Genomic DNA, 25,580 nt, shown 5'->3' on the forward strand with positions numbered 1-25,580 from the left:
TGGCCCCATCGGTCCCCCCGCATTGATTACCCGTTAACCTGGTCAGGCCCGGAAGGGAGCAGCCATAGCGGGAACATCGAGTGCCGGGGTGTGGCTGGTGGGGCCGCCTCCATTTCGCGATCCGTCATCGCCATCCCATTGCCCACACGTGCGCATCGCGCAACACTCGCCAGTCCAGCCATTCGCTGCGCTTGCTGTATACCGCCTGCAATTCCACGCGCAGCAATTCGCCGCTGTGCTCATCATGCTCGAGGTCAGTCACCAAGAAGTGCTTTTCGCGGTTCTGCGGCTGCGTCGCGGTCCATTTCGACAGCTTGAGTTTGGCGGGGTTGAAGCGGTTCATGGGACACTCCTCGGAAATCTTTTCGGCCTGCCTTCGCTATGACAGTCGCCGCGGTCAGACGTCCGCTGCACGACGCAGCCTGTCATCACCGGGCACCCGCCGCCGTGTAGTCGGCCGCCCCATACCGCTGCACGATGCGGTCGATCTGCCCCGATTCCTTCATCCGCACCAAGGCCCGCAGAAGCCGCTGGGTCGGCACCGCCGGGTCATTGCGCACCAGGCAGCCCAATGCCTGTTCCTCGAGCACGGCTTGCTGGGTCAGACGTTGGCCGGGCGGCACTTGCTGGTTGAACCAGCGCAGCGACAGCTCGTTGCTCACCGCATGCTGATAGCGCCCGGCCTGCAGTTTCTGCAATGCCAGTTGCTGGCTGCGGCTGTCTTCGCGCAGCAATCGGCCTTGGTCGAACAACGGCTCGAGGGTGTCGTAGGCATACCCCAGCACCGTGCCGATCGCCTGCGTGGGCAATTGCGCGGCAACCACAGGCTGGGTATCACCCGGCCGGCCGACCAGCACATCGCGCTGTGCGATCAGCGGAATGCTCCAGACGAAATTGCCGGGGCGATCATTGAACCAGCGTGTGCTCACATAGCAGCGCACGTCGATGTCACCGTCATCCATCGCCTGTTGCAGGCGCAGCCGGGCCAGCACGTGGTATTGCGGACGCACCTCGGCCTCGCGGGCCAGGGCCTGCATCAGATCGAACAGCAGGCCTTCAACGGGCTGGTCGTCTACCACCCGCACCAGCGGCATGCTCCAGCTCTCGGCCACGGAGAAACGCAGCACCGGTTGCTCGGCCTGCGCCCAGGTGCAGTACAGCATCAGTGCGGTCAACAATCGTCGCAATGCGCATCCTCCCTGATCAGCGCGCTCTTTGCATAGCGTAGACGAGCCACGCAGGGTGCAATTTTGCCCTCGCTCCGCTAGCATTAGCGATCTTTGGGCTGGATCAGGCTGCGATGGTTTTTCGATGAGTTATCAGGTTCTTGCACGTAAATGGCGTCCACGCTCGTTCCGCGAAATGGTCGGCCAGACCCATGTGCTCAAGGCCTTGATCAATGCCTTGGACAATCAGCGCCTGCACCACGCCTACCTGTTCACCGGCACGCGTGGGGTCGGCAAGACCACCATTGCCCGTATCATCGCCAAGTGCCTGAACTGCGAAACCGGCATCACCTCGACCCCCTGTGGCACCTGCTCGGTGTGCCGCGAGATCGACGAGGGCCGCTTCGTCGACCTGATCGAGATCGACGCCGCCAGCCGCACCAAGGTCGAAGACACCCGCGAACTGCTCGACAACGTGCAGTACGCACCCAGCCGTGGGCGCTTCAAGGTTTATCTGATCGACGAAGTGCACATGCTGTCCACGCACTCGTTCAACGCGCTGCTCAAGACCTTGGAAGAGCCGCCGCCCTACGTCAAGTTCATCCTCGCCACCACCGACCCGCAGAAACTGCCGGCCACCATCCTGTCGCGCTGCCTGCAGTTCTCGCTGAAGAACATGAGCCCTGAGCGGGTGGTCGAGCACCTGAGCCATGTGCTGCAAGCCGAAAACGTGCCGTTCGAGGCCGACGCGCTGTGGCTGCTGGGTCGCGCGGCGGACGGGTCGATGCGCGATGCCATGAGCCTGACCGACCAGGCGATCGCCTTTGGCGAAGGCAAGGTGCTGGCCGCCGACGTGCGCGCCATGCTTGGCAGCCTCGATCACGGCCAGGTCTACGGCGTTCTGCAAGCGCTGCTCGAAGGCGATGCGCGGGCCTTGCTCGAGGCGGTGCGCAACCTTGCCGAGCAGGGGCCCGACTGGAGCGGTGTGCTGGCTGAAATGCTCAATGTGCTGCACCGTGTGGCGATTGCCCAGGCACTGCCTGAAGCGGTGGACAACGGCCAGGGCGACCGTGATCGCGTGCTTGCGCTGGCAGCGGCGCTGCCGGCAGAAGATGTGCAGTTCTATTACCAGATGGGCCTGATAGGCCGGCGCGATCTGCCATTGGCCCCAGACCCGCGCGGTGGCTTCGAGATGGTGCTGCTGCGCATGCTGGCGTTCCGCCCAGCTGATGCCGAGGACGCGCCAACCCCTGTGCTAAAGCCAGCGGGGATCAGCCAGGCCACAGCTGACCCAGTAAAGCCGGTGGCCCCAGCAGTTCAGGTTGAGCCGGTTGCGGCCCAGGCGCCTGCGCCCGAGGCGCCGCTGGCTGATGCTGCGCCGCTGGAAGTGCCGCCTCCGGCGACTGCCGACCATGAGCCGGAAACCAAGGCTGACGTGCAGCTCAAGGCCGAGATCGAGGCCATTTCGGTGCCCGAACCGGCTGCCGACGTCATCGACCTGCCCTGGGACGAGCCGCAAGGCGCGCCTGCGCCGTTGCCAGCCGCTGCCACGGCACCGCAACCGACCCCGTTGCCAGCCCCTGCTGCGGCACCCGCAGCGGCACCGGCAGTGCACGACGAGCCGCCGTTCGACCCGACCGCCTACGTCAGCGCCGGCATGGAACGTGACGACGAACCACCGTTGGACGAGGACTACTACGGCGGCGAAAGCGACCCGGTGGGCTTCACCTACCTGGACGAACTGGCCGAGCATGTGCAGGAGCAACCTGCGGCGGCCCCCGAGCCGCTGCCAGCCGCGCAGCCAGCCACGGGCCTGGCCTTGCAATGGCTGGAATTATTCCCACAATTGCCTATCTCCGGGATGACAGGCAACATCGCTGCAAACTGTACGTTGATAGCCGCTGACGGTGACGACTGGTTGCTGCACCTGGATCCGGGGCAGGGCGCGCTGTTCAATACCACACAGCAACGGCGTTTGAACGAGGCGCTCAATCAGCATTTGGGGCGTACCCTGAACCTGCGTATCGAGCTGATCCGCCCGGAGCAGGAAACCCCTGCCCAGGCGGCGTCGCGCAAGCGTGCCGAGCGTCAGCAGGATGCGGTGTCGTCGATCGAGCACGACCCGTTGATCCAGCAGATGATCAAGCTGTTCGGCGCCACGGTGCGACAGGATACTATTGAGCCTGTAGACGCCCTGGTCAGCCAGGGCCAGTAATCGATAACCATGCGCCCGGACCCGTGCCGTGGCGCAGCACATGACCCAATCGAGGTATACCCCATGATGAAAGGTGGCATGGCCGGCCTGATGAAGCAGGCCCAGCAGATGCAGGAAAAAATGCAGAAGATGCAGGAAGAACTGGCCAACGCCGAAGTCACCGGCCAGTCCGGTGGCGGCCTGGTGAGCGTGGTGATGACCGGTCGTCACGACGTCAAGCGCGTCAGCATCGACCAGAGCCTGATGTCGACCGAGGAAGACGACAAGGAAGTGCTCGAAGACCTGATCGCCGCCGCATTGAACGATGCCGTGCGCAAGATCGAACAGAACAGCCAGGACAAGATGGGCAACATGACCGCAGGCATGCAATTGCCCCCAGGCTTCAAGATGCCGTTCTAAGGCATCGGCCTGCACCGAACCGCCGCTGCCCCACAGCGGCGGTTTTTTTCGCCTGTGCACATTGCGTTGCGCCAAGGTCTACCGATTTGACGCCCATGCCTGTGCTGGGTATAAACCGCCCCTCATTGATTTTCAGGCCATACCCATGAGCTTCAGCCCCCTGATCCGCCAACTGATCGACGCCTTGCGCACCCTCCCAGGCGTGGGCCAGAAAACCGCCCAGCGCATGGCCCTGCAGCTGCTCGAGCGCGACCGCAGTGGTGGTCTGCGCCTGGCCCAGGCGCTGGGCCAGGCGATGGAGGGCGTTGGCCATTGCCGTCAGTGCCGCACGTTGACCGAGCAGGAGCTGTGCCCGCAGTGCAGTGACCCGCGCCGCGACGACACCCAGTTGTGCGTGGTGGAGGGGCCGATGGACGTGTATGCCGTGGAGCAGACCGGTTATCGCGGCCGCTACTTCGTGCTCAAGGGGCACTTGTCTCCCCTTGACGGGCTGGGGCCAGAGGCGATCGGTGTGCCGCAATTGATGGCACGCATCGAAGAGCAGGGCAGCTTCACGGAGGTGATCCTGGCGACCAACCCTACGGTCGAGGGTGAAGCCACCGCGCACTACATCGCGCAGCTGCTGGCCGAGAAAGGCCTGGTCGCCTCCCGCATCGCCCACGGCGTACCCCTGGGCGGCGAGCTGGAACTGGTAGACGGCGGCACCCTGGCCCATGCCTTCGCAGGTCGCAAGCCCATCGCGCTCTGAGCTGCAAGCTGCAAGCCAAAGCAAATCTGCTTTGTCTCGCCGCTCGCAGCTGCTTCTCTCAGCGCTCGCTGAGGGAAAACGCGGTGAGGCAGAAGGTGGGCACGCCGGCCGCTTGCAGGCGGCGTGAGCCGTCGAGTTCGGGCAGGTCGATGATCGCGGCGGCCTCGAAGACCTCAGCGCCTGTGCGGCGCACCAGGTTGGCGGCAGCCAGCAGGGTACCGCCGGTGGCGATCAGGTCGTCGAAGATCAGCACCGAGTCGCCCTCGCAGAGGCTGTCGGCGTGCACCTCGAGGAACGCTTCACCATATTCGGTCTGGTAACCTTCGCTCAGCACGTCAGCCGGCAGCTTGCCCTGCTTGCGGAACAGGATCAGCGGCTTGTTCAGTTGGTGGGCGATGATCGAGCCGATCAGAAAGCCCCGCGCGTCCATGGCGCCGATATGGCTGAACTGCGCCTCGACATAACGCTCGATGAACTGGTCGGCCACGTAGCGCAGCCCCCGCGGCGACTGGAACAGCGGCGTGATGTCGCGAAAGATCACACCCGGCTTGGGGAAATCCACTACCGGGCGGATCAGGGCTTTGAGGTCGAAGGCGTCGCTGTGCATTATTGCGGGTATCCTGGAGTAACGAATGCGCCAGTATACCTGCTAATGCCAGCTGTCAGGCCTCCATTGCCCCACCGGCCAGCGCGCACAGCTGGATGGGGTCGAGAATGTGCACTTCTTTGCCCTCGGCATGCAGCAGGCCGTTCTGCTGGAAGCGGGTGAACACGCGCGAGACGGTTTCGACTGCCAGCCCCAGGTAATTGCCGATTTCGTTGCGCGACATGCTCAGGCGGAACTGGTTCGCCGAATAGCCGCGGGCGCGGAAGCGTGCCGAGAGGTTGACCAGGAACGTCGCGATGCGCTCATCGGCGGTTTTTTTCGACAGCAGCAGCATCATCTGCTGGTCATCGCGAATCTCGCGGCTCATGACTCGCATCAGCTGGCGACGCAGCTGCGGCAGCTGGACCGACAGTTCATCGAGGCGCTCGAAGGGAATTTCGCAGACTGACGTGGTTTCCTGGGCTTGGGCCGACACCGGGTAAGTTTCGGTGTCCATGCCGGAGAGGCCGACCAGCTCGCTGGGCAGGTGGAAGCCGGTGATCTGCTCCTCGCCGCTGTCGCTCAGGCTGAAGGTCTTGAGGGCGCCGGAGCGTACTGCGTAGACCGAGCCGAAATTGTCACCCTGGCGGAACAGGAACTCGCCTTTTTTCAGCGGTCGACCGCGTTTGACGATTTCATCCAGTGCATCCATGTCTTCCAGATTGAGTGAAAGAGGCAGGCACAGGGGCGCCAGGCTGCAATCCTTGCAATGGGCCTGGGCATGGGTGCGCAGTTTGACTGGCTCGGACATTTGGATCGATCCTTGTGGGAAAGCACACATAAGTCGTAAGGGTAACCCACGACATAGGGTGTAGGCCAGCGTCCGCTAGACGTGTGCGAATCGACAAAGCCCCGGCAGGATGGTTGCCGGGGTGCTCAAAGGGCCTTGGGTGCCTGGCAGGCGTCAACGGCCAAGGGCAGTATGGCGCGTGATCAGATCACCCGCGAGAAACGCTGTTGGTTGTGCAGCGTCAGATAGGCATCGAACACCATGCACACCGAGCGGGCCAACAGGCGGCCGGCCGGGAGAATGCGGATGCCCTGGTGATCGAGGCTGATCAGGCCGTCGCGCTGCAGGGTCTGCAATTGCGGCCACAGGTCGCTGAAGTAGCCACGAAAATCGACGGTAAAGGCCTCTTCGATCGGCTCGAAATCCAGCTGGAAATGGCAGATCAGCTGCTGAATCACCGCGCGGCGCAGACGGTCGTCATGGCTGCAGATAAGCCCGCGCTGGGTGGCCAGTTGGGCATTGCTCAGGCTTTCCTGGTACGTGTTGAGGTCGCTGCTGTTCTGACAGTACAGGTCGCCGATCTGGCTGATTGCGGAAACCCCCAGGCCGATCAGGTCACAATGGCCATGGGTGGTGTAGCCCTGGAAATTGCGCTGTAGCGTGCCTTCTTCCTGAGCCATCGCCAACTCGTCATCGGGCAGGGCGAAGTGGTCCATGCCGATGTAGCGGTAGCCCGCGGCGGTCAACTGCTCGATGGTGTTGTGCAGCATTTCCAGTTTTTGTGCGGGTGGCGGCAGGTCCTGGCTATCAATGCGCCGCTGGGGCATGAAGCGCTCGGGCAAGTGGGCGTAGTTGAACACCGACAGGCGGTCGGGCTGCAGGCGGATCACTTCATCGACAGTACGTGCGAAGCCTTCGACGCTCTGTTTCGGCAGGCCGTAGATCAGATCGAGGTTGATCGAGCGAAACTGCAGCGTGCGTGCCGCGTCGATCAGGTTGCGGGTCTGCTCCAGGCTTTGCAGACGGTTGACCGCCCGCTGCACGGCCGGGTCCAGGTCCTGCACGCCAAGGCTGACGCGGTTGAAGCCCAGCTCGCGCAACAGCCCCATGGTCGACCAGTCAGCCTCGCGCGGGTCCAGCTCGATGCCGTAGTCGCCGGAATCGTCATCCAGCAAGGTGAAATGATGACGCAGGGTGGCCATCAATTGGCGCAGCTCGACGTGACTGAGGAAGGTGGGGGTGCCCCCCCCGAAATGCAGCTGCTCGACACGCTGTTTAGGGTCCAGGTGACAGGCGATCAGCTGGATCTCCTGCTCCAGGCGTTGCAGGTAAGGTGCGGCGCGGCCACGGTCCTTGGTGATGACCTTGTTGCAGGCGCAGTAGTAGCAGATGTTGGCGCAGAACGGCACGTGCACGTACAGCGACAGCGGCCGCACTGCGCGGCGGCTCTCGCGCAAGGCATGCAGCAGGTCGAACGAGCCTACCTCGCTGTGCAGTTGCACCGCGGTCGGGTAGGAGGTGTAGCGCGGGCCGGCCAGATCGTAGCGACGGATCAGGTCGGCATCCCAGCGTAGGTCGTCGAGCATGTGGGCGTTCCCCGGAGAATGCAGCGGTAGCCGCAGTCTAGGGATGTCTGTAGGAAACTGTGTTGATTTGTATCAAGGCGCGCAGGGGCGAGGATGGCGTGCCGATCAATGCCCCATTAGCCAATGCTGGTGCGGGCCGGGTAACGTCCACAGGCCAAACAGGATGATCAGCACGCCACTGACGACCCGTACCCGGCGTTGCCTCAACAGCGTGTTTAGCCGCTGGGCGGCGAGCCCGGTGAGCAACAGCAGCGGCCAGGTCCCCACACCAAAGGCCAGCATCAACGCTGCGCTGTAGCCGGCGTTGCCTTGGCTGGCCGCCCACAGCAAGGTGCTGTACACCAGGCCGCAGGGCAGCCAGCCCCACAATGCACCCAGCAACACTGCGCGCGGCACGCTCGATACCGGGAGCAGGCGCGAGGCCTGTGGCTGAATGTGCCGCCACAGCCCCCGGCCCAGGGCTTCGATACGGGTCAAGCCGCTCCACCATCCCGCCAGGTACAGGCCCATGGCGATCAGCAAGAGTGCGGCGATCACCCGCAGGAGCATGGCGCCCGGGCTGTTGGCCAGCGCCACCCCGGCCATGCCCAGCAGCAGGCCGGCGCCGGCATAGCTCAATACCCGTCCCAGGTTGTACGCCAGCAGCAGGCGCCAACGCCGAGCGCGTTGTTCGGGCGGAATAGCCAGGGTCAGGGCGCCCATCAGCCCGCCGCACATGCCCAGGCAATGGCCGCTGCCCAGCAGGCCAAGGATCAGCGCTGAGCCCAGCAAAGGCAGCAGGTCATGCACGGGGCGGTCGTTCCTGTTCGTCGGTCGAGACAGTTTCGTCGTTTTTGACCGCAGCCTGATGCCGCGGATCCTGGTCATCGAACAGGATGCTGTGGGCAGGGCTCTCGAGGTCGTCGTATTGGCCGCTGTCGACCGCCCAGAAGAAGATATACACAGCCACGCCGACCAGCAGCAGGGCGGCCGGGATCATCACATAGAGGGCGGGCATGGTGATTTCCTCGCAAAGGGCGCCGGATCGCGCGCGGGTAACCGCGTGCTTGCCGCCTTGGGCAGGCGGGTCAGACGCAGGGCATTGAGTACCACGATCAGCGAACTGACCGACATGCCGATGGCTGCCCACACCGGGGTGACCCAGCCCAGGGCGGCGAACGGCAGCATCAGGCCATTGTACAGGGTTGCCCAGAGCAGGTTCTGGTGGATGGTGCGGCGGGTGCGGCGGGCCAGGACGAAGGCCTGTATCAGAGCCTGCAAGCGGTTGGACAGCAGCACGGCATCGGCGCAGGTCTTGGCCAGGTCGGTGGCGCTGCCCATGGCGATGCTGATATCGGCCGCCGCCAGCACTGGCACGTCGTTGACCCCGTCGCCCAGCATCAGCACCTTGCAACCGGACGACTGCAGGGTACGCAGATGCTCCAGCTTGTCATCCGGGCGCAGACCGCCAATGGCTTGGTCGATGCCCAGTTGCACAGCCACTTCGGTGACCATCGGCGAGCTGTCGCCGGACAACAGCAGGGTACGCCAGCCGCGTGCCTGGCAGGCTGCAAGCAGGGCGGGGGCGTCATCGCGCAGGCGGTCGTCCAGGCCGAACCAGGCCAAAGGGCCATCAGCGTCGCCGAGCAACAGCCATTGGCCGCGTGGCTCGGGCGCAGCGGGCGCCGCGGCGCCGCTCAGGGCGCAGACGAAGGTGGCTTGGCCGATACGCAGCGATTGCCCCTCAACCTCACCTTGCAGCCCCAGCCCTGGCACGTTCTGTACCTGCCCGGCCTGCGCAGCTGTACGGCCGAAGGCGCGGGCGATGGGGTGCTCTGAGCGCTGCTCGAGGGCGGCGGCCAGGGCCAGGCAGCGGTCGGCGGGTAGGGTTGCCAGTGGACGGATGCTGCGCAAGGTCAGGCGGCCTTCGGTCAGAGTGCCGGTCTTGTCGAAGACCACCGTATCGATCTGGTCGAGGCCTTCGAGCACGTGGCCGCGGGTCACCAGCAGGCCGAGCTTGTGCAAGGTGCCGGTGGCGGCGGTCAGTGCGGTCGGCGTGGCCAGCGACAGGGCGCACGGGCAGGTCGCCACCAGCATGGCGAGGACGATCCAGAAGGCCCGTGCCGGGTCCAGGTGCCACCACCACAGGCCAATCGCCACGGCAGCCAACAGCGAGAAGAGCAAGAACCATTGCGACGCGCGGTCGGCGATTTGCGCCAAGCGCGGTTTTTCCGTCTGCGCTCGTTCCAGCAAGCGCACGATGGCCGACAGGCGCGAGTCGGGGCCCAGGGCCTCGACGCTCACGTTCAGGGTACTTTCGACATTCAACGTACCGCCCGTGACGCGCTCGCCCCTCTGTCGCGGTTGCGGCAGGTATTCGCCGGTCAGCAGCGATTCATCGACGCTGGAGCGACCTTCGACGACACGTCCATCCGCCGGTATCACTGCCCCGGGCAGCACTTGCACGGTGTCGCCGCACTGCAATTCACTGAGCAGGATGCGTTCGGTCTGACCGTGACTGTCCAGGCGCAGGCACGATGCCGGCAGCAGGTTGACCAACTGCGCAGTGGCGGCGGCGGTGCGTTCGCGTGCGCGCCGCTCCAGGTAGCGACCGCTGAGCAGGAACAGGGCGAACATGCCCACGGTGTCGAAGTACAGCTCACCGCTACCGGTGACGGCGGTCCAGATGCCGGCAGCGAAGGCCAGGGCGATGGCCAGCGAAACCGACACGTCCATGGTCAGGTGGCGGGTGCGCAGATCACGGGCGGCACCTTTGAAGAAGGGCGCACAGCTGTAGAACACGATGGGGATGGTCAGAAACAGCGCAACCCAGCGCAGGATGGTGTGCAGCTGTGGTGACAGGTCGATGTTGAATTCAGGCCAGGTGGCCATGGTTGCCATCATCGCCTGGAACCACAACAGCCCGGCGACACCCAATCGGCGCAAGGCGCTGCGATTCTCCTTGGCCAGCTGTTCGGTGGCCTGGTCGGGTTGGTAAGGGTGGGCGACATAGCCGATCTGGCGGAGCTCGTCGAGCAGCTGCGAAAGCGGCACTTGCTGGTCGTCCCACTTGAGCCGCAAACGGTGGTTGGACAGGTTCAGGCACGCCTCGGCCACACCGGGCAGGTTGCGCAGGTGCTTTTCGATCAGCCAGCCACAGGCGGCGCAACTGATGCCCTCAACCAGCAGGGTGGCTTCGGCCAGCGTGTCGGCGTGGCGCACGAAGCGTTGCTGCACGTCATGGCGGTCATACAGCGCCAGTTCGTCGCGCAGCTGCTTAGGCAGCGCTTCAGGGTTGGTGCTGCTTTGGCTACGGTGCTGGTAGTAATGCTCCAGCCCACTGGCGACGATCGATTCGGCCACCGCCTGGCAGCCAGGGCAGCACAGCGCCCGCGGTTGGCCGAGCACCACGGCACTGAAGCGGCTGCCGGCCGGGACCGGCAAGGCGCAATGGTAGCAGGGGGTGGGTTGGGTCATTTTGCAGCGCTCTCATATCGTGACGGCGCGCGAGGCTCGCGAGGCGCCCTGAATCATCACAGGCTTCATGGCTGATGTTCGGCACCTTGCAGCGCTTCATCGCCAAGCTGCAACGTGACGCCATGCGCGACCTTCTCTTCCTCGAACAGGCGCCAGACCTGACCGTCCTGGTTGCCCAGCAGCTCGACGAAACGCCGTCCTTCGACCTGGTCGTCCAGCTGCCCGACGTAGCGCCCGGCTTCGATCCGGTTCAACGACACCTTGCGGTCCTTGTCCGGCTGGGTCGGCGAAATCAGGTTCAGTTCCAACTGCTGCGGGTCGCTGGCGCCAGTCAGGCGCAGTTGCACCTCGCCAGTCACTTCGTCCAGGTGCACGCTGGCTTTCAGGCCAAGGCTCTGGGCCAGCCATTCGCGGTCCAGGGAGCGGTTGATGCCCTTGCCGGCCTCGTAATAGTTGTCGTTCACCAGATTATCCGGGTTGTGCACGGCAATGCTCACCATGGTCAGGCTCAGGCACACCGAGGTGGTGAGGATGGCGATGATGATCCAGGGCCAGAGGTGCTTGTACCAGGGGCTGGCGGCGGTAGCGGCAGGCATGTTCAGGGTTTCTCTCTGTCAGCGGATCTGGGGGCCGATGAAACGGCTCTGGGCTTGCACCTCGGCAGCGCTGTCGTCCGCGCTCTTGAGGGTGAAGGTGATGTCGTTGGTGGTCGAGGGCAGCTGCTCGGGTGCAACCGAGAGCTGTACCGGCAGGCTGACGATATCGCCGGCGGCGACGCGGATCTCGCGCTGACCGTCGAGGCGCAAGCCCGGCAAGCCGCTGGCGTCGAGCACGTAGACGTGGTCGCGCTGGTCCTTGTTCATGACCTTGAGGCTGTAGACGTTTTCGATCCAGCCTTGAGCGTTCTCACGGTACAGCACGCGATCCTTGCTGACGTCGAAGCCGACCAGCGAGCGGGTAGCGAAGGCCGTGGCCAGGGCGATGATCATCACCAGCAGCACCACGGCGTAGCCGATCAGGCGCGGCCGCAGCATGTGGGTCTTCTGCCCCGAGAGGTTATGCTCGGTGGTGTAGCTGATCAGGCCCTTGGGGTAATGCATCTTGTCCATGACGTTGTCACAGGCATCGATGCAGGCGGCGCAGCCGATGCACTCGATCTGCAAGCCATCGCGGATGTCGATACCGGTGGGGCAGACCTGCACGCACAGGGTGCAATCGATGCAGTCACCCAGGCCCTGAGCCTTGTAGTCGGCGCCTTTCTTGCGCGGCCCGCGCACCTCACCGCGGCGCGGGTCGTAGGAGACGATCAAGGTGTCCTTGTCGAACATCACGCTTTGAAAACGCGCGTAGGGGCACATGTGCACGCACACTTGTTCGCGCAGCCAACCGGCATTGCCATAGGTGGCCAGGGTGAAGAAGCCGACCCAGAAGTACGCCCAGCCATCGGCTTGGCCGGTGAAGAACTCGATGACCAGCTCGCGAATCGGCGAGAAGTAGCCGACGAAGGTCATGCCGGTGACGAAACCAATCAGCAGCCACAGGCTGTGCTTGGCGAACTTGCGCACGAACTTGTTGCCGCTCATGGGGCCGCGGTCGAGCTTGATGCGTTGGTTGCGATCACCCTCGGTGATTTTCTCGCACCACATGAAAATCCAGGTCCACACGCTTTGCGGGCAGGTGTAACCACACCACACGCGCCCGGCGAACACGGTGATGAAGAACAAGCCGAAGGCGGCGACGATCAACAGGCCCGACAGCAAAATGAAATCCTGCGGCCAGATGGTGGTGCCGAAGATGTAGAACTTGCGCTCCGGCAGGTTCCACCACACCGCCTGATGGCCACCCCAGTTCAGCCACACGGTGCCGAAATACAACAGAAATAGCAGCGCGCCGCCGACCATGCGCAGGCGGCGGAACAGGCCGGTAAAAGCCCGGGTATAGATTTTCTCGCGCGAGGCGTAGAGATCGACGGATTCCTTCCCATTGCTGGCAGGCGGGGTAACGTCATGTACCGGAATGTGTTTGCTCATCATCAAGTCCCACGGCAGTGGAAAAACTGCCGCGGCCAGTACATGCCGGCCGCGGTCGTATCAAGCTGGCGCCTGTGGGCATGATACGCCTGTCAGGTCGCTCCAAGTTGCAGTGCGGCATTCAGTCGCATTGGTGCCGAATGCATTTTGCTGTAAGCGCGTGCGCCTTGACGCAGGTCAATTGACAGGCCGCTCAGCGCCTGTCAGGCAGCGGCCAGCGCGCTCAGTAAAGCTTGATTCGGCCTATTTGCGGCGCGGCGGCCCAGTCATTGTCGCTGGCCAGCTTGATGCTGAGAAATTCGGCGTGGTCGTCCAGCTCGGCCAGCAGGTAGGTGCGCTGTGAGGCAGACCCGCTCAGGTACACCGGCACGTTGCCGTAGTGGCCGACAGCGAAGGAACAGCGGCCCGCTTCCTTGTGATAATGACCGGCAAACACGGCATTGACCTGGTAATGCTCGACCATGGCCTTGAAACGCTGCTGCTGCTCCTTGCTACCGTGCCACTGATCATGTTGATGCAGATTCAGCAGCAGCACCTGGCCATGTTCGTAGCTTTCCTGGAGCTGCGATTCCAGCCAGTCCAGCGCATCTGTGATGACGAAGCGGGCGCGCTGTGCGAGCAGACCGCTGTTGAACGTCACGCGGTAGGTCGGCTCGTTGTTCAGCTGAATCAGCCGCACCCTGCCAAAGCTGACGCTGTAGGCCAGAGAGCCCTCATAGCGGATTTCATCGGCGCCCCGGGCGATGTGTAGTTGCATCGCATCGGCCCGCTCCTTGTGATGATCGATCAGGGCGAGCACGCTGTCGCGGGCGGCGCCATCGTTCAAGGTGTCGTTGATGTTGTTCTTGTAGTCATGATTGCCCAAGCCGAAGTAGTAGTTTTCCTGCAGATGCTCGCGCAGGATCGGGTATAACACCTTGCGTTGCCAGTCGTGGCCAAAGGCGGTCATGTCGCCGTTGATCATCACCGGGATGGCGTTGCCGCCTCGGCTGGCACGGTATTGCGCAATGCTCGCGTACTGCTGCTCGATCAACTGCCGCGACTCACGGTCACGCTCGGCGCTGGTTTGTTCCAGGCCATCGTCGCTGGCAGGCGTCCACGGGTACTGCGGATCTGATGCGAATACAAAGGCTCTGGGAGTGCCTCGATTACCGAAATGTCCGGGCTGTTTGGCGGGCAGGGCATCGGGATAGTTAGAGGTAGTCATCGCTTCGAGTGTCTCCATGAACAGGCGGGCTGCCTGTTCACGGAGCATTGCCGAAGGACTGCGCGCGCGACACGCTGCACTGCTTCCAGTCTGGGTAAGCGGACAACGGCCTGCCCACTCGCCAGCGTAGCCGTTGCTGATCAATCACTGGCCTGCGGTGGTGGCTGCCGGCTGCTGCGACAGGCTGTAGACGTAGGCGGCGAGCAAATGCACTTTGTCGTTGCCTTGCAACTGCTCCTGGGCCGGCATTTGGCCCTGGCGGCCGTAGCGGATGGTTTGTTGCAGCTGGGCGAAGCTCGAACCGTAGATGAACGCCTGTGGGTGGGTCAGGTTCGGCGCACCCATCGCGGGTGTACCTTTGCCCTCGGGGCCATGGCAGGCCACGCAGTTGGCCGCGAACAGCTTCTGGCCATTGGCTGCATCGGCTTTGGCGTTCTCCGGCAGGCTGCGGCCATCGAGCTGACTGACGACGAAGGCTGCCACGTCGGCCACGCCTTGTTCGCCCAGCACTTCGCCCCAGGCCGGCATCACGCCGTGGCGGCCGCCCATGATCGAGGCCTTGATGGTTTCCGGCTCACCGCCCCAGCGCCAATCATTGTCGGTCAGGTTAGGGAAGCCGTAGGCGCCCTTGGCGTCGGAGCCGTGGCACACCGAGCAGTTGGAGGCGAACAGCCGTGAGCCCATTTTCAGCGCCTGCGGATCCTTGGCCACCTCTTCGATGGGCATGGCGGCGAACTTGGCGAAGATCGGGCCGAAGCGCGCCTGGGCCTTGGCCATTTCCTTTTCCCATTCGTGGACACCGGTCCAGCCGGCCTGGCCATCACCGAACTCGGTCTGCTTGTCGTTATCGACATAGCTGTAGCCGGGCAAAATACCCTTCCAGTTACCCAGGCCCGGGTACAGCACCAGGTAGCCCAGGGCGAACACGATGGTGCCGATGAACAGCCAGAACCACCACTTTGGCAGTGGGTTGTCGTATTCCTCGATGCCGTCGAAGGCATGCCCGACGGTTTCGTCCGTGGCCTCTTCACGCTGGCCCTTGCGGGTCGACAGCAGCAGCCAGGTCAGGGCGAAGATGGTGCCCAGGGTCAGGACGGTGACGTACAGACTCCAGAAGATTGTCATTGTTGTTTGCTCCCAGACGCTTTGGCTTTGTCGACGTGCTTGCGGTCCTGCGGATCATCCGCGAAAGGCAGCTGGGTCGCTTCGTCGAAGTCTTTCTTGCGCCGCGGGCTGAACACCCACAGGGCCAGGCCCACGAAGGCCACCATCACCACCACGGTGCCGAGGCCGCGAATCATCCCGATATCCATCAGCGTCACCGTTTGCTCTTGATGAGGGTGCCTAGACCCTGCAAGTACGCCACCAGGGCGTCCATCTCGGTCTTGCCCTTGACCGCGTCCCGCGCGCCGGCGATGTCGGCATCGGTATAGGGGGTGCCGAGGGTGCGCAGCACTTCGAGCTTTTTCGCCGTGTCCTTGCCATCGAGGGTGTTCTCGACCAACCAGGGGTAGGCCGGCATCTTCGACTCCGGCACGACATTGCGCGGGTTGTACAGGTGCGCCCGGTGCCAGTCGTCCGAATAGCGTCCGCCGACCCGGGCAAGGTCTGGCCCTGTACGTTTGGAGCCCCACAGGAACGGGTGATCCCAGACGCTTTCACCAGCGACCGAGTAATGCCCGTAGCGCTCGGTTTCGGCGCGGAACGGGCGGATCATCTGCGAGTGGCAGCCCACGCAGCCTTCGCGGATATAGATGTCGCGGCCTTCGACCTCCAGTGCGGTGCGCGGCTTCATGCCTTCGACCGGTTTGTTGGTCACGTCCTGGAAAAACAGCGGGACGATCTGGGTCAGGCCGCCGATGCTGACGGCGATGACCATGAAGAAGGCCAGCAGGCCGATGTTCTTCTCGACGGCTTCATGCTTCATCAGTGCGCTCCCACGACGACGATCTTGGCGGCTTGTTCAGCCTCTTGCGGGTTGGCGGCACGCACCGTGCGCAAAACGTTGTAGGCCATCAGCAGCATGCCGCTGGCAAAGAACGCACCGCCGACGGCGCGCACGATATAGCCAGGATGGCTGGCCTGCAGCGCCTCGACGAAGGAGTAGGTGAGCGTGCCGTCATCGTTGATGGCGCGCCACATCAGGCCTTGGGTGATGCCATTGACCCACATCGAAGCGATGTACAGCACGGTGCCGATGGTCGCCAGCCAGAAGTGTGCGTTGATCAGGCCGATGCTGTGCATCTGCTCGCGGCCATACAGGCGCGGGATCATGTGGTACACCGCACCGATCGAGATCATCGCCACCCAGCCCAGGGCGCCTGCGTGCACGTGGCCGATGGTCCAGTCGGTGTAGTGGGAGAGGGCGTTGACCGTCTTGATGGCCATCATCGGGCCTTCGAAGGTGGACATGCCGTAGAAGGCCAGCGACACCACCAGAAAGCGCAGGATCGGGTCGGTGCGCAGTTTGTGCCAGGCACCGGAGAGGGTCATCATGCCGTTGATCATGCCGCCCCAGCTCGGTGCCAGAAGGATGATCGACATCACCATGCCCAACGACTGGGCCCAGTCGGGCAGGGCGGTGTAGTGCAGGTGGTGGGGGCCGGCCCAGATGTACAGGGTGATCAGCGCCCAGAAATGCACGATCGACAGCCGATAGGAGTAGATCGGCCGCTCGGCCTGCTTGGGCACGAAGTAGTACATCATGCCCAGGAAGCCCGTGGTCAGGAAGAAGCCCACGGCGTTGTGGCCGTACCACCACTGGATCATCGCGTCGGTGGCGCCGGCGTAGGCCGAATAGGACTTGAACAGGCTCACCGGCAACGAGATATGGTTGACGATGTGCAGCATCGCGGTCACCACGATGAAAGCGCCGTAGAACCAGTTGCCGACATAGATGTGCTTGGTCTTGCGCTTGACGATGGTGCCGAAGAACACCATGGCGTAGGTGATCCAGACGATGGCCAGCAGGATCGCCAGCGGCCATTCCAGCTCGGCGTACTCCTTGGTGGTGGTGTAACCCATCGGCAGGGTGATCAAGGCACCGACGATCACCGCTTGCCAGCCCCAGAAGGTGAACGCCGCCATGCTGTCGGAAATCAGCCGTGTCTGACAGGTGCGCTGGACCACGTAGTAGCTGGTGCCGAACAGCGCACAGCCGCCGAAGGCGAAGATCACCAGGTTGGTGTGCAGCGGACGCAGGCGACCGAAGCTGGTCCAGGGCAGGTCCAGGTTCAGTTGCGGCCACACCAGCTGCGAGGCGATGAAGACGCCCAGGCCCATGCCAAGGATCCCCCAGACCACCGTCATGATGGCGAACTGGCGGACGACCTTATAGTTATAAGCAGTCGGACTGATAGCTGTGCTCATGCTAAGGTTCCACGGTTTTATGTTCTTGTTGGTTTGGCTGTCGCGATTGTACACAAATAAATATTTGTTATGTGTACCGTTTTTCGCCTTTTTCTGATCGATCGGTCAAGCTTTTTTTTGCCGCTGGCGACGAGCGATACACCAACACGGCTACGCCTCGCCGCTGGCAGGCGCACTGTGGCAACAAGCTTAGTTAGGTTCGCAGGGGAGGCAAGAAGGGGCGGTTAGGGGCGGGCAGCAAAGCGGGGCCGCGAGGCGGCCCCGGCGGGGTTAACGCTGAACGTTGCGGGTGTCGGCCTCCTGCGAAAGGCTGTACACGTAAGCGGCCAGCAGATGCACCTTGTCGTTGCCTTGAATCTCGGCCTGGGCTGGCATCTGCCCCTGGCGGCCGTAGCGGATGGTCTGCTGCAACTGGGCGAAGCTCGAGCCGTAGATGAAGGCGCCCGGGTGGGTCAGGTCGGGTGCACCCATGGCGGGCGTGCCTTTGCCTTCAGGGCCGTGACAGGCTACGCAGTTGCTGGCGAAGATCGCCCTGCCGTGCTCGGCGTCGGCCTTGGCGCCCTCGGGCAGGCTGCGGCCATCGAGGTTGACCAGCAGGTAGGCCGCGACGTCAGAAACCCCTTGCTCGCCGATCACGTCGGCCCATGCCGGCATCACGCCATGGCGGCCGTTCATGATCGAGGCCTTGATCGTTTCCGGTTCGCCACCCCAGCGCCAGTCCCGGTCGGTCAGGTTGGGAAAGCCGTAGGCGCCCTTGGCGTCGGAGCCGTGACAGACCGCGCAGTTGGAGGCGAACAGACGGCTGCCCATCTTCAGCGCCTGCGGGTCCTTGGCCACCTCTTCGACAGGCATGGCCGCGTACTTGGCGAAGATCGGGCCGAACTTGGCCTCGGCCTTGTCCATTTCCTTCTGCCATTCGTTGGCGCCGGTCCAGCCGTTCTCATAACCGGGCAGCAGGCCCTTCCAGTTACCCAGGCCGGGGTACAGCACCAGGTAACCCGCGCCGAATACCAAGGTGCCGACGAACAGCCAGAACCACCACTTTGGCAGCGGGTTGTCGTATTCCTCGATGCCGTCGAAGCTATGGCCCATGGTCTGATCGGTGGTGCTGTGGCTCTGGCCCTTGCGCGTCGACAGCAGCAGCCAGGTCAGGCCGATCAGGCTGCCGATGGTCAGCACGCTGATATAGATACTCCAGAAGGTGGTCATGGTGCGTCGCTCCTAACAGCAGCAGTCATCCCAGCAGGATCCTCCCCGGCGGGGGGCAGGCGATCGTCGACGAACGGCAGCAGCCGTGCCTCAGCGAAGTCATTGTCGCGGCGACGGTTGCACACCCACAGTGAGAGGCCGATGAACGCGACCAGTACCACCAGGGTGCCGAGGCCGCGGATCATGCCGATGTCCAGTTCCATCGTCAGTTACCTCTTGTTCTTGATCGCGGTGCCGAGCACCTGCAGATAGGCGACCAGGGCGTCCATCTCGGTCTTGCCGCTGACCGCCTCGCGGGCGCCGGCGATGTCCTCGTCGCTGTACGGCACGCCCAGCGTGCGCAGCGCGCGCATCTTGGCGTCGGTATGGCTGTTGTCGACTTTGTCCGCCACCAGCCAGGGGTAGGCCGGCATCTTCGACTCGGGCACTACGTTGCGCGGGTTGTACAGGTGCGCACGGTGCCAGTCGTCCGAGTAACGCCCGCCCACCCGTGCCAGGTCTGGCCCGGTGCGTTTGGAGCCCCACAGGAACGGGTGGTCCCAGACGCTTTCGCCGGCCACCGAGTAATGGCCATAGCGCTCGGTCTCGGCGCGGAACGGGCGGATCATCTGCGAGTGGCAGCCCACGCAGCCTTCGCGGATGTAGATATCGCGGCCTTCGAGTTGCAGCGCGGTGTAGGGCTTCATGCCCTCGACGGGCGTGTTGGTGACGTCCTGGAAAAACAGCGGGACGATCTGCGTCAGGCCGCCGATGCTGACGGCCAACACCATCAGCAAGGCCAGCAGGCCGACGTTCTTCTCGATGACTTCATGTTTCATCAGGCGGATCTCCTCAAGCCAACTGGGCGTTCGCAGGGACGGCGTCGAGCGCCGGCGAACGCACCGTGCGCCAGGTGTTCCAGGCCATCAGGAGCATGCCGGCGAGGAAGATCGCGCCGCCGACGAAGCGCACGATGAAGCCTGGGTGGCTGGCCACCAGGGTTTCCACGAACGAGTAGGTGAGCGTGCCGTCGCTGTTGACTGCGCGCCACATCAGGCCCTGGGCGATGCCGTTGACCCACATCGAGGCGATGTACAGCACGGTGCCGATGGTCGCCAGCCAGAAGTGCGCGTTGATCAGGCCGATGCTGTGCATCTGCTGCTTGCCGAACACCTTCGGGATGGTGTGGTACAGCGCGCCGATGGAAATCATCGCTACCCAGCCCAGGGCGCCGGCGTGCACGTGGCCGATGGTCCAGTCGGTGTAGTGGGAGAGGGCGTTGACGGTCTTGATGGCCATCATCGGGCCTTCGAAGGTGGACATGCCGTAGAACGCCAGCGATACCACCAGGAAACGCAGGATCGGGTCGCTGCGCAGTTTGTGCCAGGCGCCGGAGAGGGTCATCATGCCGTTGATCATGCCGCCCCAGCTCGGTGCCAGGAGAATCAGCGACATCACCATGCCCAGCGACTGTGCCCAGTCTGGCAGGGCGGTGTAGTGCAGGTGGTGCGGGCCGGCCCAGATGTACAGGGTGATCAAGGCCCAGAAGTGCACGATCGACAGGCGATAGGAATACACCGGCCGTTCGGCTTGCTTGGGCACGTAGTAGTACATCATGCCCAAAAAGCCTGCGGTGAGGAAAAAGCCCACGGCGTTGTGGCCGTACCACCACTGCACCATGGCATCGGTCGCGCCGGCATAGATCGAGTACGACTTGGTCAGGCTGACCGGCAGTTCCAGATTGTTGACCACGTGCAGCATCGCCACGGTCAGAATGAAACCGCCGAAGAACCAGTTGCCTACGTAGATATGCCTGGTGTTGCGCTTGATCAACGTGCCGAAGAACACCACGGCGTAGCTCACCCAGACGATGGTGATGAGGATGTCGATCGGCCATTCCAGCTCGGCGTATTCCTTCGAACTGGTGTAGCCCAGCGGCAGGGTGACGGCGGCCAGGAGGATCACCAGTTGCCAGCCCCAGAAGGTGAATGCGGCCAGGCGCGGGGCGAAGAGGGTGGTCTGGCAGGTGCGTTGCACCGAATAATAGGAGGTGGCGAACAGCGCGCAGCCGCCGAACGCGAAGATCACCGCATTGGTGTGCAGCGGTCGCAGGCGGCCGAAGCTGGTCCACGGCAGGTCGAAGTTGAGGGACGGCCAGGCGAGCTGGGCGGCGATGAAGACGCCGAGCCCCATCCCGACGATTCCCCACACCACCGTCATGATGGCGAATTGGCGGACCACCTTGTAGTTATAGGCGGTACTGCTGGTTGTGTTCATGTATGGGTTCCCATCCACGGTTATTTGGCAGGCTTTGAAGCGAGGCAAGAATGAGAGAAGGGCAAAGTGCCGGTATTGACGGGGATCAATGGGCGCAAGTCGGAAATGTCCCAGGCTTGCATTGCGATCCGCCTGCCGCACCGGCAGCCAATGGCGCGCAACCGTGCCTGATCCTGGCCCATGGCGCGGGTGCGCCGATGGACAGCGGGTTCATGGCGGAAATGGCGCTAAGGCTGGCGGCGCTTGGGGTTGGCGTGGTGCGCTTCGAGTTTCCATACATGGCCCAGCGGCGCCATGGCGGCGGCAAGCGCCCGCCGAATCCGCAGCAGGTGCTGCTCGAATGCTGGCGTGAGGTGTATGCCCAGGTGCGACCATTGGTCACGGGCAAGCTGGCCATTGGCGGCAAGTCCATGGGCGGGCGCATGGCCAGTCTGCTGGCCGACACGTTGCAGGCCGATGCCCTGGTGTGCCTGGGCTATCCGTTCTACGCCGCGGGCAAACCCGAGAAGCCGCGGGTCGAACACCTGGCTGAGCTGCGCACCCCCACGCTGATCGTTCAGGGCGAGCGCGACCCGCTGGGTAACCGCGAAACCGTGCAGCAGTATGCGCTGTCGGCGTCCATCGAGGTCAGCTGGTTGGTGGCGGGAGATCACGATCTGAAGCCGTTGAAGGCCTCGGGGTTCAGCCATGAGCAGCATCTGCAGGCGGCGGCTGAGCAGGTCGCGCGGTTTCTTGGGCAATGATGCCGGCTTCTTCGCAAGGCGCGTGCGGCGAAGAAGCCGCTAACGCCGGTGCTTAGTCGACGTACTCGCACAGGTAGGCGGTGTCGACCTTCACCTGCAGCTGGAACTTGCTCTCGGCCGGGACATTGAACGAGGCGCCGCTGGTGAAGGTTTCCCAGCTGTCGCTGCCTGGCAGCTTGACGGTCAGCGCACCGGCCACAACGTGCATGATTTCGCGCTTGGCGGTACCGAACTCGTATTCGCCCGGGGCCATGACACCGACCGTGGCAGGGCCTTGCTCGCCTGCGAAGGCGATCGATTTGACGCTGCCGTTGAAGTACTCGTTGACCTGGAACATGCGCGACTCCTGAAACAAAGCAGGTGGAAAAATGGGCTGGCCAGTATGCCCAAGCCCATTGTCTGCGTCATCTGCTTTCAGGTGCCCGCGGCAGGCAGGCTCAAGGGCAACAGGCGTGCTGTGTTGCGGGCATCTTCCAGGGCCCGGTGCTGTTGCCCGCAAAAGTGCATGCCCGCCAGTTGCAGGGCGCCGTTGAGGCCGGTCGGGCGCTGCAGGTGACGCGCCTTGGCAAAGCGCTGCTTGAGATTGATGTGCGGCACGTGCAGCAGCAGGCTGTCGAGGGTGTGCTGCCGCCACTCCTGCAGCAATTGCTGGCGGTCGTAGTCGCCCCAGCTCACCCACGCCTGCAATTGCCCACGGTGGTGCCCGAGCCAGCGCTCGAAGCGCGCCCATACCTCGGGGAACACCGCCGCGCCGTCCACGTCGGCCTGAGTGATATGGGTCAGCTCACGGCAGAACGGCGTCAACTGTGGTCGCCGGCGCGGCCGCACAAAGCGCTGGAAGTGGTCCACCTCGCGTCCTTCGCGGGTCACCAGACTGGCGCCGATTTCGATGATTTCCATTTCCGTGACCGGCCAGCCACCGTCATCGGTGGTGGCTTCCAGGTCGATCACCAACCAGTGGCCCATACCAGGCTCCTCGCCATGTCTGCTCAAGCAGCGTAGTCAATCCGCAGCCATACGGCATCCTGTGGCAAAATGCCGTCACTTGGACTTAAGCAGCAGTTGTGCACCGCCCGGAAAACGCCTAGCTTAAGCGCATCCAGGTATGACCGTATGAGCATCCGTTTTGACTCCAGCGCCGGGCCGCAAGGCCATTTTCACTTTGTCGATGCTGACAGCAGCCTGGCTGGGAGTGCCAGCGTGGGCCGCCGACGCCATTGACGTCAAGATCGGTGCTGCGCATTTCCCGCCCTATACCGTGCGCCCCGAGCAGGGCGCCGACACCGGCTTGCTGCCGCAGTTGGCAGAGGCCTTGAATCGCCTGCAGACCGATTACCGTTTCATTCTGGTGCCCACGTCCATCCAGCGGCGCTTCGGCGATTTCCAGCAAGGCCGCACCGACATGGCGATCTTCGAAAACCCCCAGTGGGGCTGGCAACAAATCCCTCACCAGCAGGTGGACATGGGCCTGGAGGACGCCGAGGTTTTCGTCGCGCGCCGGGCCAATGGCCGCACGCCCGGTTATTTCGACAGCCTCGGCGGCAAGCGCCTGGCGCTGTTCAACGGTTACCACTATGCCTTTGCCGGGTTCAATTCCGACCCTGGTTACCTGCGCCAGGTGTACAGCGCGACATTGACCTACTCCCACGACAGCAATCTGCTGATGGTGCAGGCCGGGCGTGCCGACATCGCCCTGGTCACCCGCTCGTACCTGAGCGACTTTCTCACCCGCCATCCCGACAGCCGCAACCAGCTGATCGCCTCGCAGCGCATCGACCAGGTCTATCATCACTATGCCTTGCTGCGCCCGGCAGCGCCGATCAGCGGGCGCGAGTTCGCCAAGCTGTTGGGGCAACTGCGCGAGTCGGGCGAGCTGACGCGGATCTTCCAGCCTTATCGGATCAGCGTCGCGGTGCCGAGCGACTAAATTGCGCCAGTAGGGGCACGTCTTCACCAGTGAGCCTTTCCTCCCTAACGTGAGCCCAGACCATGCCGTTCGATGCCGCTTCGCCGCCCCTGTCCTTACCCCGCTGGCCGGGCCTGTGCGCCGAGGAAGCCGAGGGCAGGTTGAACCTGACGCTGGACGATCGAGCGTTGGCGCAGGCTCAGGTGATAGCTGATGACCCCTTGCGCGTCCAGGTCCAGCACGTGTGCCCGGAGCGCGTGCAGCAGGCGCTGTGGGCGTTGTGCTACTGGTTGCTGGCCCGCGAACCGTCGCGCCAGCGCCTGCAGGTAGAGCTGAGCGAACCTGCACCGCAGGCCGTGGGCAGTGGCTTGCTGGTGGCCACCGAGCAGGCGCGGGTGTACCTGTGCGAACGTGCGCTGTTCTGGCAACTGCCGCAACCGTGGCTGAGCCAGCCGGCTGCTCCTGTCTACCCGCAGCAGATGGTGATGAGCGAGGGCAAGCGCCACCCGCGCCGGGCGCCGAAACCCCTGGGTGAGGTGTACCGCCGTTTCGATGCCCGCCTGGGCGCCTGGGTGTCGTTGCGCACCTTGGATGTCGAGCACGACCTCGAGCGTTTCAGTCGTTGGCAGAACAACCCTCGGGTCGAGCAGTTCTGGCAGGAGGGAGGCTCGCTCGACCAGCACCGCGCCTACTTGAGCAAGCTTGAAGCCGACCCGCACACCGTAACGTTGATCGGCTGCTTCGATGACCAGCCGTTCGCCTACTTCGAGGCCTACTGGGCCAAGGAAGACCGCATCGCACCGTTCTATCCGGCCGGTGATTACGACCGCGGCATCCACATGCTGGTCGGTGAAGAGGCCCACCGCGGCCCGCACAAGGTCGCCAGCTGGCTATCAGCGCTGGTGCACTATCTGTTCCTGGACGATCCGCGCACCCAGCAGGTGGTTGCCGAGCCGCGCGCCGACAATGCCAAGATGATCGGCTACATGCACAACCAGTGCTTCCACTGCGAAAAGGAATTCGACTTCCCGCACAAGCGCGCGGCACTCATGCTGCTGGGCCGCGAACGCTTCTTCGACCACTGCCGCCTGGGTTGAGGCAGCTTGCAGTTGCAGCTGGAGGGAGCCAGAGGCTCCCGCACCCCTTAGGCTCCCGAGCGCTTGCGGCAATGAATCAGGGCGTCGCGGATCATGAAGTTGACCAAGGTCGGCGATACCCCCAGCTCCTTGGCGATGTCTTTTTGCGGCACGCCATGCAGGCGGTACATCTCGAAGGCGTAGCGGGTGCGTTGCGGCAGCTCGTTGAGGGCCTGGGCAATGTGCTCGAGCGCCGCCAGGTTGATGTGCGTGGCTTCCGGGGACGCGTTGGGGATGACCACGTTCAGGCCTTCCTCCTCGCTGCCCGAGTACTTGAGCTCCATCGCCTGCTTGCGGTAGTGATCGATGGCCAGGTTGCGCACGATCTGGAACAGATAGCTGAGCTGCGCCTTGAACGACGAGGTGATCTGCGGGGCGGCACTGAGCCGGAAGAAAGCGTCCTGCACCACATCCTCGGCACGCGAGCGGCAGCCGGTGATGCGCGCCGCGATCTTGACCAGAATGTTGCGATTGTCGACGAACGCCTGGAGTAACGGTGAATCGCACTTACTTGTGGATAGTTGTTCCGCCATGGAAATCACCTTGTCACGAAAGGGGAAGAAAGCTCAGCGATTGATGAAGCTTCCTACGACGTGCGACAAACTATTCAGAATGATAATGATTGTCAAATACGAAAGTTAATGAGTTTCCATTGGTTTCAGTTCTAAGCCACTGCGACCGACCCTGCGCCGCCGCGCCAGGCCGCTGGGGCTCAGGCGTGCCGGTAATTTCTTGTCACCTCCATCCGTTCCCCTGTGTACATCCGGCTGCAGCCACT

28 protein-coding genes and 1 other RNA gene are annotated in these 25,580 nt (G+C 63.5%); 7 read left to right on the top strand and 22 right to left on the bottom strand.

Features of this window, described 5'->3' with window-relative positions:
• Nucleotides 1–6: 6 nt before the first annotated feature.
• Nucleotides 7–103, top strand: an RNA gene (ffs, locus tag ACLEJW_RS13590) — signal recognition particle sRNA small type.
• Between the two features lie 21 nt (nucleotides 104–124).
• Here ffs and ACLEJW_RS13595 read toward each other — a convergent pair.
• Both ACLEJW_RS13595 and ACLEJW_RS13600 read right to left on the bottom strand, forming a co-directional pair.
• Nucleotides 125–343 carry a TIGR02450 family Trp-rich protein gene (locus ACLEJW_RS13595; RefSeq protein WP_145189135.1) on the bottom strand — a complete coding sequence of 73 codons (219 nt, stop codon included), beginning with the start codon at nucleotides 341–343 and terminating at the stop codon, nucleotides 125–127.
• Nucleotides 344–428: 85 nt separating this feature from the next.
• Nucleotides 429–1,187, bottom strand: coding sequence for a substrate-binding periplasmic protein (locus tag ACLEJW_RS13600; RefSeq protein ID WP_145189132.1), 759 nt, complete (start codon nucleotides 1,185–1,187; stop codon nucleotides 429–431).
• Nucleotides 1,188–1,311: 124 nt separating this feature from the next.
• Here ACLEJW_RS13600 and dnaX point away from each other — a divergent pair, with 124 nt between their 5' ends.
• From dnaX to recR, 3 genes are all read left to right on the top strand, one after another.
• Complete coding sequence (gene dnaX, locus ACLEJW_RS13605) at nucleotides 1,312–3,381, top strand: DNA polymerase III subunit gamma/tau (RefSeq protein ID WP_440777730.1); 2,070 nt, start codon at nucleotides 1,312–1,314, stop codon at nucleotides 3,379–3,381.
• A gap of 63 nt (nucleotides 3,382–3,444) precedes the next feature.
• Nucleotides 3,445–3,780, top strand: a complete 336-nt coding sequence (locus ACLEJW_RS13610; RefSeq protein ID WP_145189127.1) for a YbaB/EbfC family nucleoid-associated protein — start codon at nucleotides 3,445–3,447, stop codon at nucleotides 3,778–3,780.
• Nucleotides 3,781–3,925: 145 nt separating this feature from the next.
• A complete protein-coding gene (gene recR / locus ACLEJW_RS13615) occupies nucleotides 3,926–4,528 on the top strand; it encodes a recombination mediator RecR (protein ID WP_145189124.1) in 603 nt (200 codons plus the stop codon).
• A 58-nt stretch (nucleotides 4,529–4,586) separates the two neighbouring features.
• Here the strand turns inward: recR and ACLEJW_RS13620 are convergent, their stop codons facing one another.
• The 17 genes from ACLEJW_RS13620 to ccoN (ACLEJW_RS13700) form a co-directional block, all read right to left on the bottom strand.
• Nucleotides 4,587–5,135, bottom strand: a complete 549-nt coding sequence (locus ACLEJW_RS13620; protein ID WP_145189121.1) for an adenine phosphoribosyltransferase — start codon at nucleotides 5,133–5,135, stop codon at nucleotides 4,587–4,589.
• A gap of 55 nt (nucleotides 5,136–5,190) precedes the next feature.
• Nucleotides 5,191–5,925 (bottom strand): Crp/Fnr family transcriptional regulator FnrA, encoded by a 735-nt coding sequence (fnrA, locus tag ACLEJW_RS13625; RefSeq protein ID WP_145189118.1) that lies wholly within the window; start codon nucleotides 5,923–5,925, stop codon nucleotides 5,191–5,193.
• Between the two features lie 182 nt (nucleotides 5,926–6,107).
• Nucleotides 6,108–7,490: an oxygen-independent coproporphyrinogen III oxidase gene (gene hemN / locus ACLEJW_RS13630; protein ID WP_440777731.1), complete on the bottom strand. Its 1,383-nt coding sequence runs from the start codon at nucleotides 7,488–7,490 to the stop codon at nucleotides 6,108–6,110.
• Nucleotides 7,491–7,595: 105 nt separating this feature from the next.
• On the bottom strand, nucleotides 7,596–8,279 hold the full coding sequence (locus ACLEJW_RS13635) for a sulfite exporter TauE/SafE family protein (RefSeq protein ID WP_313458954.1): 684 nt from the start codon (nucleotides 8,277–8,279) through the stop codon (nucleotides 7,596–7,598).
• Nucleotides 8,272–8,487, bottom strand: a complete 216-nt coding sequence (ccoS, locus tag ACLEJW_RS13640; protein ID WP_145189109.1) for a cbb3-type cytochrome oxidase assembly protein CcoS — start codon at nucleotides 8,485–8,487, stop codon at nucleotides 8,272–8,274. Before ccoS ends, ACLEJW_RS13635 begins: the two co-directional genes overlap by 8 nt.
• Nucleotides 8,469–10,946 carry a heavy metal translocating P-type ATPase gene (locus tag ACLEJW_RS13645; protein WP_440777732.1) on the bottom strand — a complete coding sequence of 826 codons (2,478 nt, stop codon included), beginning with the start codon at nucleotides 10,944–10,946 and terminating at the stop codon, nucleotides 8,469–8,471. Before ACLEJW_RS13645 ends, ccoS begins: the two co-directional genes overlap by 19 nt.
• Nucleotides 10,947–11,011: 65 nt before the next feature.
• On the bottom strand, nucleotides 11,012–11,542 hold the full coding sequence (locus ACLEJW_RS13650) for a FixH family protein (protein ID WP_313458945.1): 531 nt from the start codon (nucleotides 11,540–11,542) through the stop codon (nucleotides 11,012–11,014).
• A gap of 18 nt (nucleotides 11,543–11,560) precedes the next feature.
• Nucleotides 11,561–12,976: a cytochrome c oxidase accessory protein CcoG gene (gene ccoG / locus ACLEJW_RS13655; protein WP_313458942.1), complete on the bottom strand. Its 1,416-nt coding sequence runs from the start codon at nucleotides 12,974–12,976 to the stop codon at nucleotides 11,561–11,563.
• Between the two features lie 223 nt (nucleotides 12,977–13,199).
• Nucleotides 13,200–14,183: a metallophosphoesterase family protein gene (locus ACLEJW_RS13660; RefSeq protein WP_440777733.1), complete on the bottom strand. Its 984-nt coding sequence runs from the start codon at nucleotides 14,181–14,183 to the stop codon at nucleotides 13,200–13,202.
• Nucleotides 14,184–14,327: 144 nt separating this feature from the next.
• Nucleotides 14,328–15,308 carry a cytochrome-c oxidase, cbb3-type subunit III gene (gene ccoP, locus ACLEJW_RS13665; protein WP_313458939.1) on the bottom strand — a complete coding sequence of 327 codons (981 nt, stop codon included), beginning with the start codon at nucleotides 15,306–15,308 and terminating at the stop codon, nucleotides 14,328–14,330.
• Nucleotides 15,305–15,496, bottom strand: a complete 192-nt coding sequence (locus ACLEJW_RS13670) for a cbb3-type cytochrome oxidase subunit 3 (protein WP_145189091.1) — start codon at nucleotides 15,494–15,496, stop codon at nucleotides 15,305–15,307. Before ACLEJW_RS13670 ends, ccoP (ACLEJW_RS13665) begins: the two co-directional genes overlap by 4 nt.
• Before the next feature lie 5 nt (nucleotides 15,497–15,501).
• Nucleotides 15,502–16,110 carry a cytochrome-c oxidase, cbb3-type subunit II gene (ccoO, locus tag ACLEJW_RS13675; RefSeq protein ID WP_313297193.1) on the bottom strand — a complete coding sequence of 203 codons (609 nt, stop codon included), beginning with the start codon at nucleotides 16,108–16,110 and terminating at the stop codon, nucleotides 15,502–15,504.
• Nucleotides 16,110–17,552, bottom strand: a complete 1,443-nt coding sequence (gene ccoN, locus ACLEJW_RS13680; protein ID WP_145189085.1) for a cytochrome-c oxidase, cbb3-type subunit I — start codon at nucleotides 17,550–17,552, stop codon at nucleotides 16,110–16,112. The genes ccoO (ACLEJW_RS13675) and ccoN (ACLEJW_RS13680) overlap by 1 nt, the downstream gene beginning before the upstream one ends.
• A gap of 270 nt (nucleotides 17,553–17,822) precedes the next feature.
• Nucleotides 17,823–18,761 (bottom strand): cytochrome-c oxidase, cbb3-type subunit III, encoded by a 939-nt coding sequence (gene ccoP / locus ACLEJW_RS13685; RefSeq protein WP_440777734.1) that lies wholly within the window; start codon nucleotides 18,759–18,761, stop codon nucleotides 17,823–17,825.
• The gene (locus tag ACLEJW_RS13690) at nucleotides 18,758–18,964 is read right to left on the bottom strand and encodes a cbb3-type cytochrome oxidase subunit 3 (protein WP_440777735.1); all 207 of its coding nucleotides are present in this window, start codon (nucleotides 18,962–18,964) and stop codon (nucleotides 18,758–18,760) included. Before ACLEJW_RS13690 ends, ccoP (ACLEJW_RS13685) begins: the two co-directional genes overlap by 4 nt.
• 6 nt (nucleotides 18,965–18,970) lie before the next feature.
• Nucleotides 18,971–19,579, bottom strand: a complete 609-nt coding sequence (ccoO, locus tag ACLEJW_RS13695; RefSeq protein WP_145189075.1) for a cytochrome-c oxidase, cbb3-type subunit II — start codon at nucleotides 19,577–19,579, stop codon at nucleotides 18,971–18,973.
• A gap of 13 nt (nucleotides 19,580–19,592) precedes the next feature.
• A complete protein-coding gene (ccoN, locus tag ACLEJW_RS13700) occupies nucleotides 19,593–21,017 on the bottom strand; it encodes a cytochrome-c oxidase, cbb3-type subunit I (RefSeq protein ID WP_440777736.1) in 1,425 nt (474 codons plus the stop codon).
• A gap of 50 nt (nucleotides 21,018–21,067) precedes the next feature.
• Here ccoN (ACLEJW_RS13700) and ACLEJW_RS13705 point away from each other — a divergent pair, with 50 nt between their 5' ends.
• Entirely contained in the window at nucleotides 21,068–21,760 is a 693-nt protein-coding gene (locus ACLEJW_RS13705) for an alpha/beta family hydrolase (protein WP_440777737.1), read from the top strand.
• 52 nt (nucleotides 21,761–21,812) lie between these two features.
• Here ACLEJW_RS13705 and ACLEJW_RS13710 read toward each other — a convergent pair whose 3' ends face one another.
• Nucleotides 21,813–22,097: a pyrimidine/purine nucleoside phosphorylase gene (locus ACLEJW_RS13710; RefSeq protein ID WP_145189066.1), complete on the bottom strand. Its 285-nt coding sequence runs from the start codon at nucleotides 22,095–22,097 to the stop codon at nucleotides 21,813–21,815.
• 77 nt (nucleotides 22,098–22,174) lie between these two features.
• The gene (locus ACLEJW_RS13715; RefSeq protein ID WP_145189062.1) at nucleotides 22,175–22,726 is read right to left on the bottom strand and encodes an exonuclease domain-containing protein; all 552 of its coding nucleotides are present in this window, start codon (nucleotides 22,724–22,726) and stop codon (nucleotides 22,175–22,177) included.
• 160 nt (nucleotides 22,727–22,886) lie between these two features.
• Here ACLEJW_RS13715 and ACLEJW_RS13720 point away from each other — a divergent pair, with 160 nt between their 5' ends.
• Both ACLEJW_RS13720 and ACLEJW_RS13725 read left to right on the top strand, forming a co-directional pair.
• Nucleotides 22,887–23,687, top strand: a complete 801-nt coding sequence (locus tag ACLEJW_RS13720; protein WP_145189060.1) for a substrate-binding periplasmic protein — start codon at nucleotides 22,887–22,889, stop codon at nucleotides 23,685–23,687.
• A gap of 62 nt (nucleotides 23,688–23,749) precedes the next feature.
• A complete protein-coding gene (locus tag ACLEJW_RS13725) occupies nucleotides 23,750–24,763 on the top strand; it encodes a GNAT family N-acetyltransferase (protein WP_440777738.1) in 1,014 nt (337 codons plus the stop codon).
• Nucleotides 24,764–24,810: 47 nt separating this feature from the next.
• Here ACLEJW_RS13725 and ACLEJW_RS13730 read toward each other — a convergent pair whose 3' ends face one another.
• Nucleotides 24,811–25,335: an RNA polymerase factor sigma-70 gene (locus tag ACLEJW_RS13730; RefSeq protein ID WP_145189054.1), complete on the bottom strand. Its 525-nt coding sequence runs from the start codon at nucleotides 25,333–25,335 to the stop codon at nucleotides 24,811–24,813.
• Between the last annotated feature and the right edge of the window lie 245 nt (nucleotides 25,336–25,580).

Source organism: Pseudomonas sp. SMSB3 (genome assembly GCF_052041965.1).
Lineage (GTDB): Bacteria > Pseudomonadota > Gammaproteobacteria > Pseudomonadales > Pseudomonadaceae > Aquipseudomonas.